Genomic DNA, 15,826 nt, shown 5'->3' with positions numbered 1-15,826 from the left:
TGGAAGTGAAATCGGTTTAAACATCAGTCACAAATGGCCTGGTGTGCTTCTTTCAGAGATTGCCAGACACCGTCTGCTGTGTTTCTGTCTGCGGGTGAAAGTGACTGCCCGGAGGTAACCAGAAATTTTCTACCCAGGCCCGCAGCTGTTGCGGCTTCCATATCGCCGCGTTTGTCACCCACCATAGCGCACTGTTCCGGGTCGAGATCATAATCAGCGATAGCGGCCTGAATCATTCCTGGCATAGGTTTGCGGCACTGGCACCCGCGCTCGGCTTCGGTGCCAAACTTGGGGTGGTGCGGGCAGTGGTATACATGGGCGATAGGAGCGCCTTCTTCAGCAAACCTCTTCTGCATCCAGTGGCTCAGGGCCTGAAAGTCCTGTTCGGTGTACATGCCACGGGCGATACCGGATTGATTGGTGACCACAATCAGCAGGTAACCCAATTGGTGAAAGTGGCGGCAGGTGTCGAACACGCCATCAATAAACTCAAAATCTTCTGGCCGATAAACGTAGCCGTGGTCTACGTTGATAACGCCATCCCGGTCTAAAAACACGGCTTTACGCTTCATAAGTTGTTCTCTTCTTTTACTTGGTCGAACAGGCTACACACCTGTTCGGTAGAAATGTGGGTCATCAACTCATCGCCCTTCAAACGTAACCCCCATGGAGATTGCCCTGCTTTGTCGCCGAACTTTTTCAGCAGCAGCGGTGTATAGGCGTCTGCCACACGCTGCTGTTGGCCGTAAGGGCCGGTACGCGCCGGGTTGCTGTGGGCGTAAAGCCCAATAACCGGTGTGCCGGCGGCCACGGCCATGTGGAGGGGGCCGGTGTCGGGGGCGATGACCATATCAGCCTGTTTGATCAGTGCGAACAGCTGCTTCAGAGTAGACTGGCCAACCAGGTTGCGCACCGGTGTTTTGCAGTGGCTTGAAACGGCTTGGGCAAGTGCCACTTCTGTGGCGCCGGGGCCACCGCAGAGATAAACCGAAAATCCGTTGTTACAGGCGTAATCGGCGACGGCTGCGTATCGCTCCGGTAACCAGTTGCGTTCGGCGGCCGAAGCGGCGGGCACGATGACCAAGCCGCGTTGGCGGCTTTGGCCCAGCTGGTTGGTTGCCCAGTTTTCATCGTCACGGGCAACCGGGATATGCCAGCAAGGGGTCGCCAGGGGGACATCCAGTGCGGATGAAAACTGACGGAAGGTGTCCAGAACATGGGGCTTCCGGGCTGGCTGAATACGCTCGTTGATGAACAGGCTGTGCAGCTCTTTGCTGCGGGCCTTATCGTAACCAATCCGCCGCTTGGCAGAAATGCAAAGGCTGACGAGATTGGCGCGTAGAGCCAGTTGCATAACCAATAGCGCATCAAAGGTGCGGCCGGCCAGTTGCTTGCGCAGCTTGCGATAGGCCGAAAAACCGACGTTTTTATCGAACACCACCAGCTCTACGCCGGGCAGCCCTTGCAGTAACGTGGCTTCGGCTTTGCCAATAACCCAAGTGATGCGGGCCGCGGGGTGCCGGGCCTGGATGGCCTGCACCACGGATACGGCGTTACAGGTGTCGCCAATGGCCGATAGCCGCAATATGCAGATGGAACCCAGACTGACCAAATCAACCCCGTACTTTGGTGATTATTCCGCTGGTTGAGCGTCCCTGTAAAAGCGGAAGCACTGTTACTTCGCCACCATTTTGCTGAACAAACTCGGCGCCTACGATGGTCTCCACCGAGTAGTCGCCGCCTTTGACCAAAACCTGGGGCTGTATTTTGCGAATCAGCTGTTCGGGGGTGTCGTTTTCAGCGCTGTCATCACCAAACGGAACTACCCAGTCTACGCAGGCCAGGGCTTCCAGTACTTCAATGCGGTCTTCCAGCGGGTTCACCGGGCGGGCCTCGCCTTTAAGGCGCTTTACCGAGGCATCGCTGTTCAAACCCACTACCAGTCTGTCACCCAGCGCCCGGGCTTGGGCCAGATAGCGCACGTGACCGGCGTGAAGAATATCAAAACAGCCGTTGGTAAATACAATGCGCTCGCCCTGGGCGCGCACGTATTCAATATGCTGCAGGCTTTGAGCTGTGGTGGGGTAGTAACCGCTGGTTTTTGATGACAGCTGCTGGCTGGCGCGGGCGGCGAGTTCTTCGGGAGACACGGTCGCAGCGCCCAGTTTTGCCACCACAATACCGGCGGCCAGGTTGGCCAGCCAAGCAGCCTTGGGCAGCTCGAAGCCGGCGCTTAACAAGGTTCCTAGCGTGGCGATCACCGTGTCGCCGGCGCCGGTTACATCAGCCACTTCCAGCACTTCTGCCGGGTAGTGATGGTGCTCCAGGAGCGTTATCAGGCTCATGCCCTGTTCGCTGCGGGTCAGCAACATGGCGGCAATGCCGGCCTTGTGCAGCAACGAGCGGGCGGATTCCAGCATCTGTTCTTCGCTGTCATCCACACCACCCGCGGCGCGGAATTCGGTCAGGTTGGGCGTAATAACGGAAGCACCCTGGTAGCGGGTGAAATCGCTGCTTTTGGGATCAACCAGAACAGTTTTGCCCGCGCTGCGAGCGCTTTGGATGATTTCTTGAACGTAGGCCAGCGAGCCTTTGGCGTAGTCGCTGATAATGACCGTATCAAAAGCGGACACCAGAGCCTTGAATCGGTCAGTCAGAACGCGAGCCTGAGCCGGGGCAAACACATCTTCCATATCCAGCCGGATCATCTGCTGCTGGCGCGAGATAATGCGGGTTTTGGAAATGGTGCGGGCGCTATCCAAAGCAATCAGTTCGGAGGTTACCCGCTCGGTCACCAACAGTTTCTGCAGCAGGTCACCGTCAATATCTTTGCCAGTCAGGCCCAGCAGTGTGGTGCGGCCGTCCAGGTGGGCAATGTTGCGCGCTACGTTGGCCGCGCCGCCGGCACGGTCTTCAGTGTTGGATACGCGCACAACCGGAACCGGGGCTTCCGGTGAGATGCGCAGGGTGTCGCCGGTAAAATAGCGGTCCAGCATCACATCACCCACCACCAATACCGAGGCCTGGTGCAGTTTGCCCAGCTGAGACGGGTCGATCATTGCGCCAGGTCTCCGTTGGTGATGGCCTCGTCCAGAGCTTCGCATAGCCAGTGGCCGATAAACATGTGGGCCTCTTGAATGCGGGCGGTTTCGTCACAGCGGATAATAATGGGCAAGTCTGCGATGTCTTTTACCTTACCGCCGTCACGGCCTGTGAGGGCGACAGTCGCGGCGCCTATGTGTTTTGCGGCCGCCAGTGCGCGGTTGATATTGTCGCTTTGGCCAGAGGTGGTCAGGCCAATCACCAGGTCCTGTGGCCTGGCCAAGCCTTGTACCTGGCGCTCGAACACGCTGGCAAACTCATAGTCGTTGGGGTGAGCGGTGAGTATGGATGTGTCTGTGGTCAGCGCGATAGACGCCAGTGGCGCCCGTTCTTTTTTGTATCGTACCATCAGCTCGGCAGCAAGATGCTGGGAATCTGCGGCGCTGCCGCCGTTGCCCATAAACATCACTTTTCCGCCCTGGCTAAGGCAGTCGACGGTCATTTTTAGCAACCTGAGCGCGTCTTCCTGATGGTCTTCCATAATGGAAAAAGCTGCACGGTGCCGCTCCAGTGCTGCGAGAAAACTGCTTTCCTGGGACATTAGCGCCTCCGGTGTCAGAACGTGTCTTGAGTCGCCCGAAGCGGGCGCAAACCTAAAGCGCGAAGTGTAACACGCGCCTGCTGGCCAGCTGTATAGGGTTTTGCCGGCAATTCAAACCCTTGTTGATTAGGTGCGACATGGGGTTTGGCCGTTACTTGAATGCGATTCGCCCGGTTTTAGGCAAAGCGGAAAGAGAGTAATATTATGTTTATAAATCTGTAATTACGGAACCCGCCTGTTGTCCCCTCAGGAGAGAATGCATGATTGTTGTTACTGGCGCAGCCGGCTTTATTGGAGCCAACATTGTTCACGCCCTGAACCAGCGGGGTGAAACCGATATTCTGGTGGTGGACGACCTGACGGACGGCACCCTGTTTCGCAATCTGGCCGAGTTGAATATCACCGACTACATGGACAAGGCCGGGTTTCTGCAAAAGGTGAAAGACAACGCCTTGCCCATGGGTATTCGAGCCATATTCCACGAGGGCGCCTGCTCGGACACCACCGAGTGGAACGGTCGTTTCATGATGGAAAACAATTACGCCTATTCCAAAGTCTTGTTGCACTGGTGTCTGGATCACCAAGTGCCGTTTTTGTATGCCTCTAGTGCTGCTGTTTATGGCGCCAGTGACGAATTCCGCGAAGACCTTAGCTGCGAGAAACCGCTGAACGTTTACGGCTACTCCAAATGGCAATTCGACCAGTACGTGCGCCGCTTGATGCCCACCGTAAAAAGCCAGGTGGTGGGTTTTCGTTATTTCAACGTGTACGGCCCGCGCGAACAGCATAAAGGCAAAATGGCATCTGTGGCTTACCACCTGCACCAGCAAATCAAAGCTGGCGAGAGCCCGAAACTGTTTGAAGGCTGGGACGGTTACAGCGATGGCGGCCAGCAACGTGACTTCGTGTACGTTGGCGATGTGTGTAAGGTCAACTTGTGGTTTTTTGACAACCCTGATCAGTCCGGCATTTTTAATCTGGGCACCGGGCGAGCGCAGTCTTTCCTGGATGTCGCCAGCGCTGTGATTGATTATCACGGTAAAGGCCAGGTTCAATTCATACAGTTCCCCGATGAGCTGAAAGGTCGCTATCAAAGCTTCACCCAAGCCGATATCAGCCAGTTGCGGGGCGCCGGCTACAGCGAGCCGTTTGCCAATGTCGCCAGTGGCGTCACCCAGTATCTGCAATGGCTTGACCGATGAAATATCTGGTGGTGGGGCCGTCGTGGGTAGGCGATATGGTGATGGCCCAGGCATTGTTCATTGAGCTTAAAAAGCGTGATCCGGAGGCCGTGATTGATGTGCTGGCCCCGGGTTGGTCGCTATCCATCATTGCCCGTATGCCGGAAGTAGACCGTGGCATTGCCGCGCCTTGGCGCAGCGGGAAATTAGCCATAAAAGCACAGTGGCAGCTGGCCCGCAGCCTGAAAGGCTACGATAAAGCTATTATCCTGCCGCGGTCGTTCAAATCGGCGCTGGTGCCGTTTATGGCCGGAATTCCCGAGCGCGTCGGGTTTCGTGGTGAGGGCCGTTCGCTGTTGCTGACCGATGGCCGTAAGCGTCGTCCTACACGCAGCGGCCAAACCATTACCGATCGCACCGTGTGGCGTTACATGGGGCTGGGTCTAACCCCAGAAGAATACCAGCACTATCAGTTCACCGTGCCATTGCCGGCTTTGAGGGTAGATAACGATAATGCGGCCGCGGTGATGGCCAGTCTCGGTTTGGATTCTGGCCTGCCGGCCATTGCGATCTGCCCCGGTGCTGAATACGGCCCCTCTAAACAGTGGCCACTGCAGAATCACCGGGCTTTGGCCGGGGAACTGGTGCAGCAGGGTTACCAGGTGTGGGTAATGGGTGGCCCGAAAGACGTGCCTGCGGGTGATGAAATTGCTGGCGGCCAAGCCGGGGTGTTTAATCTGTGTGGAAAAACACGCCTTGAGGACACCGTCGACCTGTTCCATCACTGCCAACGGGTGGTGAGCCACGATTCTGGCTTGATGCACGTAGCCGCCGCTTCGGGCGCTTCGGTTGTGGCCATTTACGGCTCCACCAGCCCGGAATTCACGCCCCCGCTCACAGAGCGCGCTACTATTATTCAGTACCCTATCGAATGCAGCCCCTGTTTTGAGCGAACCTGCCGCTTTGGTCATTACAAATGCCTGACCAACATTCCTGTGCAACGGGTGATGGAGGCGTGCCTTTGAAACTGAGCGCGGTACTGATCACAAAAAACGCCGGTGAAGACTTCGAACGCTGCCTGCAAAGCCTGACGTTTGCCGATGAAATTGTGGTGCTCGATTCGGGTTCTACCGACAACACCCTGGCCATTGCCAAGCGTGCCGGTGCGCGCATATTCACCTCGCAGACCTGGCCCGGATTCGGAACCCAGCGCCAGCACGCCCAACAGTACGCCCAGGGTGAGTGGGTTTTTTGGGTGGACGTAGATGAAGTGGTTAGTGACGAGCTGGCGTTGGCGGTGCAGGCAGCGATTGATGACACGCCGGTGAATACTGTGTTTGAGGTGAGCCGCCTGTCGTGGTTTTTTGGGCGATTTATTCGCCACTCTGGCTGGTATCCGGACCACATTGTCAGGTTGTACCGGCGTACCGAGTTTGCTTATAACGATGCCCTGGTGCATGAAAAAGTACACTGCGACGGCGCGCAGGTGAAAAAGCTGAGCGGTGAGTTATTACACTACACCGCCACGGATTTTCAGGATTACCTGAGCAAGTCGGTGCGTTACGCGGCCGACTGGGCGGAAGGGCGACACCGACGCGGTAAGAAAGCCAACCTGTTTGACGCCTGCAGCCACAGCACGGCGGCGTTCCTGCGCAAGTACATTTTCCAACGCGGTTTTCTGGACGGTCGCCACGGGTTTTTGCTGGCGGTGTTTACGGCGCACTATGTGTTCAACAAATACGCCGCCTTGTGGATTAAAACTCGCCGTTGACGGTTTCCGTGAGCACCTGCAGTAACGCCTGGGCGGACTGTTTTACGTGAAAGTGGCTGGCAATGCGCAGCCTGGCCTTTTCGCCCATGGCTTTGCAGGCAACTGGGTCCGCGTACAGGCGTTTGATGGCGGCGGATATTTCCTGCACGCTGCCGGGTGTGACCCGAACGCCGGAAATGCCATCTTCAATCAGCTCGACGCTGCCGCCGGTGTCACTGACAATGGGTGCCACGCCGTAAGCCATGGCTTCGATAACGGTTTTTGGCAGGCCTTCGCGTGTGGTGGAAGCCAGCACCGACACATCGCAAGCGGCAATCAAGGCTGGCGCATCACGGCGAAACCCAACCCGGTGAATGCGCTCGGCTATCGGGCACGCCGCAATTAATGTGTCCACTTCCGGTGTGTCCAGGCCGCCACCCACCAATAACACGTGTATGTTGCTGTCGGCCGGGAGGTCCCGCGCCGCTTCCAGTAACACCGGCAGGCCTTTGCGCGGGCGAAGATTGGCTACCGACCCCACTACAAACGCACCGGCAGGAATGCCAAGGCTGGTGAGGTCTACAGGCGTGTCCTGGTACCACTGTAGGTCATGGCCTTTGTACACGGCGCAAACCTTGTTGCGGTTGCCCCATACATGCTGCTGCAAATCGTCGCGGGTGGCTTTGGACACGCACAGAATGCGGTCTACCCGCGGGCTCAGGTGGGTGAGGTAACAGCTGGGGTCCCAGCGCGAGATGTTGCCGGTTTGGCCGCGGTAGGTCAGCACTTTTACCGGTAGGCCCAGGGCCGCCAGATTCACATTGGCAATAGCTTTGTTGTTGAAGCTGTAAACTGCGTCAAAGTGGTCGTCTTTGAGTATGTTGCGAATGCGGGCGATGGCCTCCCGTTCAAATTTCTTGCGCGGGTGATAGCCGTGAACCTTGATGCCTTCGCTTTCAAAGCGGGAACGGTATTCGGCGTCGGGCTGAGTCATCAATTCTACGGTCACCCCCAACTTTGACAGCTCGATGAGCATCTCGGCTTCTGGGCGAACGGCGTTCAAGGTGTCAACGTAGGAGCTGATGACAAGTAGCTTCACGGGCAGGTGTCCTTTTATCGGGGCGTCACTTAAACTGCGGCTATTTAAACATTAAAAGGCCGATGTTGGTATGCGTATCTGCCATGTAAATCTTGCCGGAGGTTTCTCCGGCGGCGAGCGACAAACGGTGAATCTAATCCGCGAACTTGCCGGCCGGCAACATCAGCAAACGTTGGTTGCCCGCCCCGGCAGCCGTTTGTTTGATGAGCTGGCGGGCCTGCCTGGCCTGGAGTTTCGCAGCTGCAAACACTTTTTGCTAGGGCACACCGCTGGCGCTTGGGATCTGATTCATTGCCACGACGGCAAAGCGGCGTATTGGGCCTATCTGGAAAGGCGGCTGCGAAAAACGCCCTATCTGATCACCCGGCGGGTGGATAACCCACTGGGTAAGGGCCGGTTCACGCGCGCGGCCTACACGGCGGCCAGCCGCGTCGTGTGCCTGAGTAACGCGATTGCACAAAGCGTGCTGGCACGGGTGGCCAGCGCTACAATCGCCGTTATTCCTTCCAGTTTTTCCGGTTTCGAAGCCGTACCGGCAGACGTTTCGGCCATTCGCCAGCGCTTTGCCGGAAAGCGTCTGGTAGGGCAGGTGGGGCGCTTACTGGAACACAAAGGTTATCAGGTGACCATCGCAGCGGCGCAACAGCTGGCTGCGAACTACCCGGATGTTATGTTTGTGTTTTTGGGTGAAGGGCCAGATGAAGACTGGCTAAAGCAGCAAGCTGGCAACGCTTGCAATGTCTGTTTTGTGGGCCACCAGAATAACGTGGGCAGTTGGCTGGCGGCGCTGGAGGTGTTTGTATTTCCATCGCTGCACGAGGGTTTGGGTTCAACGGTGCTGGATGCCATGCAGCACGGCGTACCGGTGATTGGCGCCCGGGCCGGCGGCATTCCGGATATGATTGAACAGGAAAAAACCGGGCTGCTGGTTGCGCCCGGCGATGCGCCAGATCTGGCCCGAGCTATTGCCGGGCTGCTTGACTCTCAACCGCGCCGAGAGGCACTGAGCGATAACGCCACCGCGCAGTTAGAGGCGTTCAGCCCATCAACAATTGCGGGTCGTTATCAGGATTTATATACCGCAGTTTGCACAGCCTAATCGCCATTTTGGGCTGTGCGGGAACCGTTTTGGTTAGGTCAACACGCCGGGCTTATAGGGGTCAGGCAGTCCCGGCGGCCGGTGCCGCATGCGCTTGTATTCCCATTGGTATTGGCAGGGAACCTGGCGCACCAAATTTTCCACGGATTGGTTAAGCGCGGTGGCGGCGACGATCGGGTCTTCATCGGCCAATCCTGGTACCGGTTTTTCGATCACAATACGAAATCCCTGGCCTCCCGCTAGCCGCTCTGCGTAGGTTACCAAAGCATTGGCCCCGGTTTTCTGCATCAGCTTGGCCACCAGCGTCATGGTTTTCACGTCCGTACCAAAAAACGGTGCGTAGGCGTTGGTTTTTCCTCGCGGAGACTGGTCTGGAAGTACGCCCGCAACGCCGCCTTCTTTCAAAATTGTCATCATGCGCAGCAAACCACGCCGGTCGCCCCGCACCAGTTCGGAGCCCAAACGGCTGCGCACCTTGATCATGTATTCCTCAAACTCGGCCATGTTGGGCGGGCTGTATAAGGCTGCCATTTTGTAACGGGACGAAAAAAACAGCCCCGCCAGTTCCCAGTTGCCCAAATGCGGAGCCAGCAAAACCAGCCCTTTGCCGCTAGCCAGTGCTTCGCCCACTAATTCAAGGCCGACGGTTTCGCGAACCAGGCCCAGGCACTTGTCCACAGGCCACTCCCATATCAGCGGAATTTCCAGCGCTGTCATGGTGGTGTGTCTTACCGAGTCTTTCGACAATTGCTCGCGTTCGCCGGCCGTCAGCTCTGGCAAGCAGATGGAGAGATTGATGTCGGTCACCTGGCGGGTTTTTGTGGACAGCCGCCAGAGAATACTCCCAACAAACCCCCCGAGCCGTTGCGCAGCACTCAGGCTTAACCAGCTAACCACGCGCAATAAAGAGGCAATCGTGTAATATTTTAGCTTTTTCATGTGCGACCGTAGGTATCTTCGTAACGAACGATGTCGTCTTCCCCAAGATAGGAACCAGATTGCACTTCAATCAGTTCCAGATTGATTACGCCCGGATTTTCCAGCGAATGAACCTGGCCCAAAGGAATGTAGGTAGACTGGTTTTCTGTGACCAGATAGGTCTTTTCGCCGTTGGTCACTTTCGCGGTGCCGCTGACCACAACCCAGTGTTCGGCGCGGTGATGATGCATTTGCACGGACAGCTTGGCGCCTGGTTTTACGGTAATGCGTTTAACCTGATAGCGCTCGCCGTTGTCGATGGAGTCGTACAGGCCCCAGGGGCGGTAGACTTCTCGATGGTTCAGGTGCTCGTGGCGCCCGTCTGCTTGCAGCTGCGCCACCAGTTTTTTTACGTCCTGCACTTTGTCCTTGTGCGCCACCAACACGGCGTCTTTGGTTTCAATGATCACCAGATCGTCAACGCCAAGTGTTGCCAGCAAGCGGCTGTCGGCGCGCACCAGGGTGTTATTGGTGTCCAGAGTCATCACGTCGCCACTGCTACTGTTACCGTGGGAATCTTTCGGGCTGACTTCCCACAGCGCAGACCAGGAACCGATATCACTCCAGCCGGCGTCTAGCGCCACAACCGCAGCAGCGTCGGTTTTTTCCATGACCGCGTAGTCTACCGATTCATTCGCGCACTCTGCGAAATGGGCCTCGTCGATACGGGTAAAATCAAAATCCTGGCTTACGTTTTCCATGGCTGCCTCGCAGGCGGCCAGAATATCCGGGCGGTGCTTCCCCAGCTCTTCCAGGTAGCGGCCGGCGCGGAACATGAACATGCCGCTGTTCCAAAGGTAGTTGCCAGATTCCAGGTAGGATTTTGCGGTTTCTACATCGGGCTTTTCAACAAAGGCTTTAACTGTATGGCCGTGCTCGTTAATGGGGTCACCGTGGCAAATATAACCGTAGCCGGTTTCCGGGCGCGTTGGCGTAATACCAAACGTAACCAGTTTGTCAGCTTGTGCCAGGGTGCTGGCCTGTTGAACACACTTTTGAAAGGCCGGCACATTCTGAATAAGATGGTCTGCTGCAAGAACCAGCATTACCGGGTCTTCTTGGCCTTTCTGGCGGGCCTTTTGCAATTGCAGTGCGGCGAGCGCGATGGCCGGCGCTGTGTTACGGCCGCAGGGCTCGAGTATAATATGAGCACCCTGAAAGCCCGCCTGGCGCATTTGCTCAGCGGCAATGAAACGGTGCTCTTCGTTACAGATGATCAGCGGCGGCTGCACCGGCAGGCCATTGAGCCTGGCGACGGTGGATTGCAGCATCGACCACTTCGGGTCTGTCAGTTTCAGAAACTGTTTGGGATTTAGCTGGCGAGAGAGTGGCCAAAGTCGTGAGCCAGTGCCACCGGCCAAGATTACCGGATAAATCATGAGGCTACTCCGGGTTTGATTGAGCGCAAAAGCGCCATGATGAACAAAGGACCGATCGGCCCAATGTTACCACAGAGAGGTGATTATATTGCTTTTGCCCAAGTCACAATTAAAACCTCAGCATAACTCCGCTGGCAAGCTTCCGGTTTCTGTTTATTACATCACTCAAAATGAAGAAGCGCGCCTGCCCGAATCGCTCGCAAAGGTGGCAGGCTGGGCGGATGAAGTTATTGTTGTCGATTCCGGCAGTACCGATAAAACACAAACCATAGCGGAAAGCGCGGGTGCGCGTTTTGTGCACAACCACTGGCAGGGCTTTGCCTCACAAAAAGCGTTTGCGGCCAGCCTGTGTCGCAATGACTGGGTGTTGGACCTAGACGCAGACGAAGTGCTGTCTGATGCCTTGGTCGACAATATCAAAGAGCGTTTTTCCGCGCCGATTGAGGATGATATAGCGGGCTTTCAGATGCGCTGGGTGCTGTCTCAGCCGTATCCGGAACATCCTTTTCGTTATGATCGTCCCAAGAAGATTCTGCGCCTTTACCGCCGTTCAAAAGCCGCGATCAAGCCGGAAAAAGACAGCAACAACGATCGCCCAGAAGTTCGCGAAGGGCGCATCGCGTTTCTTAAGGGGGATGTATTACACCGAACGCTTATCACGCTCGGGCAGATGGAAGAAAAGTATCTTCAGTTATCGTCAGAGCAGGCGAGGTTTCTGGCAGCGAAAGGTCGCCGTATTTCTTCGTTGAGATTGTTTGGAGAATTTCCGCTGAAATTTCTGAAGTACTATCTGCTACGCCGTCAGTTCATGAACGGCTGGTTTGGCCTCAGTTTGTCTATCATCGCGGCAAATCGAAATTTCATGCGATTGGCAAAAGCGAAAGAACTCCAGGTATTGGCGCAGATTAAGCGCAGAAAAAGCGCCGAAGCCGGTGCCAACAAAGAATAAAGGCAGGGCCACTTTAAGATCGCACGAATGCCTTATGATAAACGGCCACTGTGCTGTTGATCATGGCCTCTATAGTTAACTCTTTGTGAGCGCGTTCCCGAGCACAGGCCTGATCGTGGTAAACGGTGTGTAGGTCACTATTCACCAGGCTGGCGAAGCCGTTGGGTGTGTTGCCGCGGTAAATATGGTGTTCCGGCAGAAACTCATTGGCAATAGGCACGTCGGTCGAAATGACCGGTTTTGATGCCAGCATGGCCTCGGCGAACACATAGGAAAACCCCTCCCGCTGTGACGAGATGACCACGCCATCGGAGGCGGCCATTAACGCTGGAACATCGTCGCGATGGCCAAGCAGGGTAACCCTGTGTTGCAGTTCGTTATCGAGAATTTTCTGTTGTAACAGCGCTTTGTCAGGGCCCTCGCCGGCAATATACAGGCAACCTTTCACGCCTTTGAAGCTGTCGATCAGGAAGTCGAAACCTTTCACGCTGACCAGGCGCCCAACGGCAAGCCATACCGGTTTTGGCGAGGCTGTTATCAGCGCTTTTGCTGCCTTTGTCAGAGCTGTCTCCAAGTGCTCGGCTGGCAGACCGTTGTACACAACCTGAACCTTGGCACACGGTAAGTGCTCAGCAAGTGCGTTGCTGACGGTAATCACCGCGGTGAAGCGGTGCAAGGCAGGGTAGCGGGTTTTGAAACCGTGAAAGCTGGCCACCAGGGCGGGTGCAAGTGCGTGCGAAAAACGCGCCAGTGTTGCCATTAGCGCAGCGGCTTTGGTGCCCTGGGCATGCACCACGTCGTACTTCCCGTCGCGAATTTGTTTATAAAGCATCGCTAATAACAGAGGGTTGTAGCGTGACTGTTTTGGGTTCAGCGCAACGCGCCCAATTTCTTGGGCTAGTCCATCCTGGTGCGCAGTGGCGCAGATGACGGTCACGCGGTGGCCGGCTTTTGCCAGGCCGTTCGCCAAGTCACGGGTGTGTTTCTCCAATCCGCCAACACCGGGGTTTGCCGATACCATTACCAACAGAATTTCCAAAGTGTTCGAATCGGCCACCGCTATCGCCCTCGTGTCGTCAGAACGCGTTCATACACGCCCAGGGTTGTGTCTGTTTGCGCCTGCAGTTTGAAGCGGTAGGGGATTTCGATAGTATGTTGGTTGTGGCTGAGCAAGTGTTGAGCTGTGTGTGCAAAGCCGGAAACATCGTCTGGTGTGACCAGTCCTTCGCGAAAGCAGGCTTGCAGGGTTTCGGCGGCGCCGCCGCGGTTGAACGCGGCAACCGGCGTGCCGGAAGCCAAGGCCTCAGTGACCGTGCGGCCAAAGGGTTCGGGTTTGGTTGACAAATGACACACCAGGTCGGCTAGCTGGTACAACTCAGCCATATCGCTGCGCTGGCCCAGAAAACTGACGTGCTGTTGCAGGCCTAGCTGGGTACGACGCTGGGTCAGCTCCTCCATAAAGTGTTTTTTACCGGGTTCGGCTCCGCCCACCACAATGCCGTGGTAGGGCCGCTCGTTTCCTCCAACATGGGTGTTATGGATCAGTTCAGCCATCACTTCCAAAAATTGTAACTGCCCTTTCCAGCGGGTAATTCGCCCGGGCATCATCAGGATGCGCTTATCACTTAGTTGGGGATAGCTTAGCAGCAAATCCTGGCGCCACTGCTCGGAAGGCGGGCGCTTGCGGAAGTAGTTCACATCGACACCGCGCTGAATCACGGTAATCTTTTGCTCGGGCACAGAAAAATTGTCAATTACGTAGTCTTTTACGCAGTTCGACACCGCAATAATATGGTCCGCTTTGGTCATCACCGCGCTGTAGGGGCTTACCGAATACATTCCATGGAAGCTGGTAACAATGGCCGGGCGCAGTTGTTTGTCCAGGGTTTTCAACGCCAGTTGAATAATCCAGGCGGGCATGCGCGAGCGCACGTGCACAATATCGGGTTGCACCTCTTTCAGTAGCCGCGCCATTGGCCAGATCTGGCCAAATGAGGCCAATGATTTGCGGTGTATGGGCATGGTGATGTGGGTGCTGCCCTCTTGCTCCAGCATATCCGCCAGGGGTCCGCCGCTAGACACAACATAGGAGCTATGGCCCAGGTGCGCTAGCTGTCTGGCGAATTCGACGGTACCCCGCTCTACACCACCACTGTGCAGCGCTGGCAGCGCCTGAAGAATTTTCATCGATTTTGCGCGGGAAACCCCGTCCTTTTAGGTCGGGGAGGGATAGCGCGTCGTGCGTTAGCACGACAGACTTTCCTGTTTCCCTCCTCCTTTTTGTGGTGTGGGTTGTAAGTGGTAACCATAGCCATCCGCTCTTTGCATGAGCTGGCAGTGCCGGTGGGAGATCCCTTGAACGGCACCGCTGGAAGTTTGAATGTTGAAGCTGCCGGTTTTTCGGATGGCCACCCGGCCTAGCCAGATGCCTTCCTTTTTGCCGGTTGGGACAATCGCTCGAATCATATCGCCGGTCTGAAAGCCGTAAACCGACTTTTCTCGCATCAGATAACCGCGAGGGAAGCCGTGTTTTGTTAAGCGTGTGCGCTTGTAACTGCCGCGACCGGTGGCTTTTATCCGCAACGTGGGCTTTTCCCAGTCAAACACGTGTTCGACAACGCCGACACAAGCCGCGTCAAGGGCGTGGGTTTTGGGGATGCCGAGTCTTTGACGGTTAAATTTGGTTTGTCCTCCGGTGCCGACGTCCACGGGAAGCTCTGTGTTTTTCAGCGACTGGAACAGCGCCCAGCGGGTTGAGTTCACCGCTGCAGCGTCCCGTAAGGGACGTTTGCACTGGATTAAAACTTGGCTTAGCCGAGGTTGTTTGTCTTTCAGGCGTTTGGACGTTTGGAAAAAAACGGCAAGAGTTTGAGTATCTTTTTCTTTGTTGCAGTCGTGACAGGCGATGGCCAGGTTACTGATTCGGTTGGAGCCGCCGTTCGATTTCGGAACAATGTGTTCGATTTCCAGTGGCGTGTCGGTCTCGCCACAATAGGCGCATTCTCGGCCCCATTTTTCCAATAAATACTCCCGAACTTCGTAGCCCAACAAAGTGCCTTGCTGATACTCAACGCCGCTGATTTCGGGGTTCTCCATCTGTTGCAGGTCAAACCGCACCAGCTCTTGGCTGACCGACGTGACCGGCACCAAGGCACGAAGACGTTTGATGACACTGGTGGTGGTATCCACTCGATGCTGCAGGCTTGGCGCCAGCCAGCCTTTTGGCTTTGTCCGGTTGTTGAATCTTGGTGCACGGTAGCGCAGTTGACCACGGCGCCGACTCCGAAATCCCCGGCGCTGGTCCAGCGCTTTGCGGATCTGGCGGCCACGGTGAATCAGCTCGATCAAGCACAAGACATACTCCCCTTGGGCGCTGACTCTGGACACCGCTAAGCCGGTTTCTTTGCTGCCAGGGTCGATCTTGAGTATGACTTTCTGAACGACACCGCCAGCGCGGTCTTTTAGGCGAATAGTGAACGGATACGCTCGCACCACGACCGCTCGTTTGCGGGTCAGCAGGAGCCGGGCTCGTTTTTCCGAGCATGGCATCAGTGGGTTCTTCTGTCTGTCGAGTACAAAAACAGCCATGTCGTTTTCCAATAATAACCCTTACGGGTCTGGTGTCGGAGGCCGAAACCTCTCTCCCCTCGGGAATGTCTACCACCGGCTCCCGCTTGCGCGGCAACTGAAACCTTCGGCGCTTTACCTTTCGCCAGCGTGATTCCAGTTTTCCAGTGTCCGGTGCTGA

15 protein-coding genes are annotated in these 15,826 nt (G+C 56.2%); 5 read left to right on the top strand and 10 right to left on the bottom strand.

Going from position 1 to position 15,826, the window contains the following annotated elements; genetic code table 11:
• Window positions 1–23: 23 nt before the first annotated feature.
• From gmhB to MELB17_RS11650, 4 genes are read right to left on the bottom strand one after another with little or no spacing between them, the layout of a single operon-like run.
• A complete protein-coding gene (gmhB, locus tag MELB17_RS11665) occupies window positions 24–572 on the bottom strand; it encodes a D-glycero-beta-D-manno-heptose 1,7-bisphosphate 7-phosphatase (RefSeq protein ID WP_007350448.1) in 549 nt (182 codons plus the stop codon).
• A complete protein-coding gene (locus MELB17_RS11660; protein WP_007350447.1) occupies window positions 569–1,612 on the bottom strand; it encodes a glycosyltransferase family 9 protein in 1,044 nt (347 codons plus the stop codon). The genes gmhB and MELB17_RS11660 overlap by 4 nt, the downstream gene beginning before the upstream one ends.
• A gap of 1 nt (window position 1,613) precedes the next feature.
• Window positions 1,614–3,059 carry a bifunctional D-glycero-beta-D-manno-heptose-7-phosphate kinase/D-glycero-beta-D-manno-heptose 1-phosphate adenylyltransferase HldE gene (gene hldE / locus MELB17_RS11655; protein WP_007350446.1) on the bottom strand — a complete coding sequence of 482 codons (1,446 nt, stop codon included), beginning with the start codon at window positions 3,057–3,059 and terminating at the stop codon, window positions 1,614–1,616.
• Window positions 3,056–3,643, bottom strand: coding sequence for an SIS domain-containing protein (locus MELB17_RS11650; RefSeq protein ID WP_007350445.1), 588 nt, complete (start codon window positions 3,641–3,643; stop codon window positions 3,056–3,058). The genes hldE and MELB17_RS11650 overlap by 4 nt, the downstream gene beginning before the upstream one ends.
• A gap of 260 nt (window positions 3,644–3,903) precedes the next feature.
• Here MELB17_RS11650 and rfaD point away from each other — a divergent pair, with 260 nt between their 5' ends.
• The 3 genes from rfaD to MELB17_RS11635 are packed head-to-tail and all read left to right on the top strand — an operon-like array spanning window position 3,904 to window position 6,595.
• Window positions 3,904–4,845 carry an ADP-glyceromanno-heptose 6-epimerase gene (gene rfaD, locus MELB17_RS11645; protein WP_007350444.1) on the top strand — a complete coding sequence of 314 codons (942 nt, stop codon included), beginning with the start codon at window positions 3,904–3,906 and terminating at the stop codon, window positions 4,843–4,845.
• Entirely contained in the window at window positions 4,842–5,849 is a 1,008-nt protein-coding gene (gene waaF / locus MELB17_RS11640; protein ID WP_007350443.1) for a lipopolysaccharide heptosyltransferase II, read from the top strand. Before rfaD ends, waaF begins: the two co-directional genes overlap by 4 nt.
• Window positions 5,840–6,595 carry a glycosyltransferase family 2 protein gene (locus tag MELB17_RS11635; RefSeq protein WP_227498884.1) on the top strand — a complete coding sequence of 252 codons (756 nt, stop codon included), beginning with the start codon at window positions 5,840–5,842 and terminating at the stop codon, window positions 6,593–6,595. The genes waaF and MELB17_RS11635 overlap by 10 nt, the downstream gene beginning before the upstream one ends.
• Here MELB17_RS11635 and MELB17_RS11630 read toward each other — a convergent pair.
• The gene (locus MELB17_RS11630; protein WP_007350441.1) at window positions 6,579–7,673 is read right to left on the bottom strand and encodes a glycosyltransferase family 4 protein; all 1,095 of its coding nucleotides are present in this window, start codon (window positions 7,671–7,673) and stop codon (window positions 6,579–6,581) included. The two genes, MELB17_RS11635 and MELB17_RS11630, sit on opposite strands and share 17 nt — an antisense overlap.
• 70 nt (window positions 7,674–7,743) lie before the next feature.
• Here MELB17_RS11630 and MELB17_RS11625 point away from each other — a divergent pair, with 70 nt between their 5' ends.
• Window positions 7,744–8,772, top strand: coding sequence for a glycosyltransferase family 4 protein (locus MELB17_RS11625; protein WP_007350440.1), 1,029 nt, complete (start codon window positions 7,744–7,746; stop codon window positions 8,770–8,772).
• Window positions 8,773–8,805: 33 nt separating this feature from the next.
• Here the strand turns inward: MELB17_RS11625 and MELB17_RS11620 are convergent, their stop codons facing one another.
• A complete protein-coding gene (locus MELB17_RS11620; RefSeq protein WP_007350439.1) occupies window positions 8,806–9,711 on the bottom strand; it encodes a lysophospholipid acyltransferase family protein in 906 nt (301 codons plus the stop codon).
• On the bottom strand, window positions 9,708–11,129 hold the full coding sequence (locus MELB17_RS11615) for a mannose-1-phosphate guanylyltransferase/mannose-6-phosphate isomerase (RefSeq protein WP_007350438.1): 1,422 nt from the start codon (window positions 11,127–11,129) through the stop codon (window positions 9,708–9,710). The genes MELB17_RS11620 and MELB17_RS11615 overlap by 4 nt, the downstream gene beginning before the upstream one ends.
• Before the next feature lie 94 nt (window positions 11,130–11,223).
• On the opposite strand from MELB17_RS11615, the gene MELB17_RS11610 reads away from it, so the two are divergent.
• On the top strand, window positions 11,224–12,078 hold the full coding sequence (locus tag MELB17_RS11610) for a glycosyltransferase family 2 protein (RefSeq protein WP_050774926.1): 855 nt from the start codon (window positions 11,224–11,226) through the stop codon (window positions 12,076–12,078).
• A gap of 13 nt (window positions 12,079–12,091) precedes the next feature.
• On the opposite strand, the gene MELB17_RS11605 is transcribed toward MELB17_RS11610, so the two are convergent.
• The 3 genes from MELB17_RS11605 to iscB are packed head-to-tail and all read right to left on the bottom strand — an operon-like array spanning window position 12,092 to window position 15,666.
• Window positions 12,092–13,135: a glycosyltransferase gene (locus MELB17_RS11605; RefSeq protein WP_007350436.1), complete on the bottom strand. Its 1,044-nt coding sequence runs from the start codon at window positions 13,133–13,135 to the stop codon at window positions 12,092–12,094.
• Window positions 13,136–13,137: 2 nt separating this feature from the next.
• The gene (locus MELB17_RS11600) at window positions 13,138–14,265 is read right to left on the bottom strand and encodes a glycosyltransferase family 4 protein (RefSeq protein WP_007350435.1); all 1,128 of its coding nucleotides are present in this window, start codon (window positions 14,263–14,265) and stop codon (window positions 13,138–13,140) included.
• A 57-nt stretch (window positions 14,266–14,322) separates the two neighbouring features.
• The gene (gene iscB / locus MELB17_RS11595; RefSeq protein WP_083796381.1) at window positions 14,323–15,666 is read right to left on the bottom strand and encodes an RNA-guided endonuclease IscB; all 1,344 of its coding nucleotides are present in this window, start codon (window positions 15,664–15,666) and stop codon (window positions 14,323–14,325) included.
• Window positions 15,667–15,826: the final 160 nt, after the last annotated feature.

The sequence above is a fragment of the Marinobacter sp. ELB17 genome, assembly GCF_000169375.1.
Lineage (GTDB): Bacteria > Pseudomonadota > Gammaproteobacteria > Pseudomonadales > Oleiphilaceae > Marinobacter.
Note: the sequence above shows the minus strand (reverse complement) of the source record. Positions and strands in the feature narration are given on the sequence as shown.

What these genes read in the sequence shown, in the direction of transcription:
- MELB17_RS11625 (WP_007350440.1), top strand. Translation starts at nt 7,744, where the DNA reads ATGCGTATCTGCCATGTAAATCTTGCCGGAGGTTTCTCCGGCGGCGAG.
- gmhB (WP_007350448.1), bottom strand. Translation starts at nt 572, where the DNA reads ATGAAGCGTAAAGCCGTGTTTTTAGACCGGGATGGCGTTATCAACGTA.
- MELB17_RS11650 (WP_007350445.1), bottom strand. Translation starts at nt 3,643, where the DNA reads ATGTCCCAGGAAAGCAGTTTTCTCGCAGCACTGGAGCGGCACCGTGCA.
- MELB17_RS11600 (WP_007350435.1), bottom strand. Translation starts at nt 14,265, where the DNA reads ATGAAAATTCTTCAGGCGCTGCCAGCGCTGCACAGTGGTGGTGTAGAG.
- waaF (WP_007350443.1), top strand. Translation starts at nt 4,842, where the DNA reads ATGAAATATCTGGTGGTGGGGCCGTCGTGGGTAGGCGATATGGTGATG.
- MELB17_RS11615 (WP_007350438.1), bottom strand. Translation starts at nt 11,129, where the DNA reads ATGATTTATCCGGTAATCTTGGCCGGTGGCACTGGCTCACGACTTTGG.
- rfaD (WP_007350444.1), top strand. Translation starts at nt 3,904, where the DNA reads ATGATTGTTGTTACTGGCGCAGCCGGCTTTATTGGAGCCAACATTGTT.
- hldE (WP_007350446.1), bottom strand. Translation starts at nt 3,059, where the DNA reads ATGATCGACCCGTCTCAGCTGGGCAAACTGCACCAGGCCTCGGTATTG.
- MELB17_RS11620 (WP_007350439.1), bottom strand. Translation starts at nt 9,711, where the DNA reads ATGAAAAAGCTAAAATATTACACGATTGCCTCTTTATTGCGCGTGGTT.
- iscB (WP_083796381.1), bottom strand. Translation starts at nt 15,666, where the DNA reads ATGGCTGTTTTTGTACTCGACAGACAGAAGAACCCACTGATGCCATGC.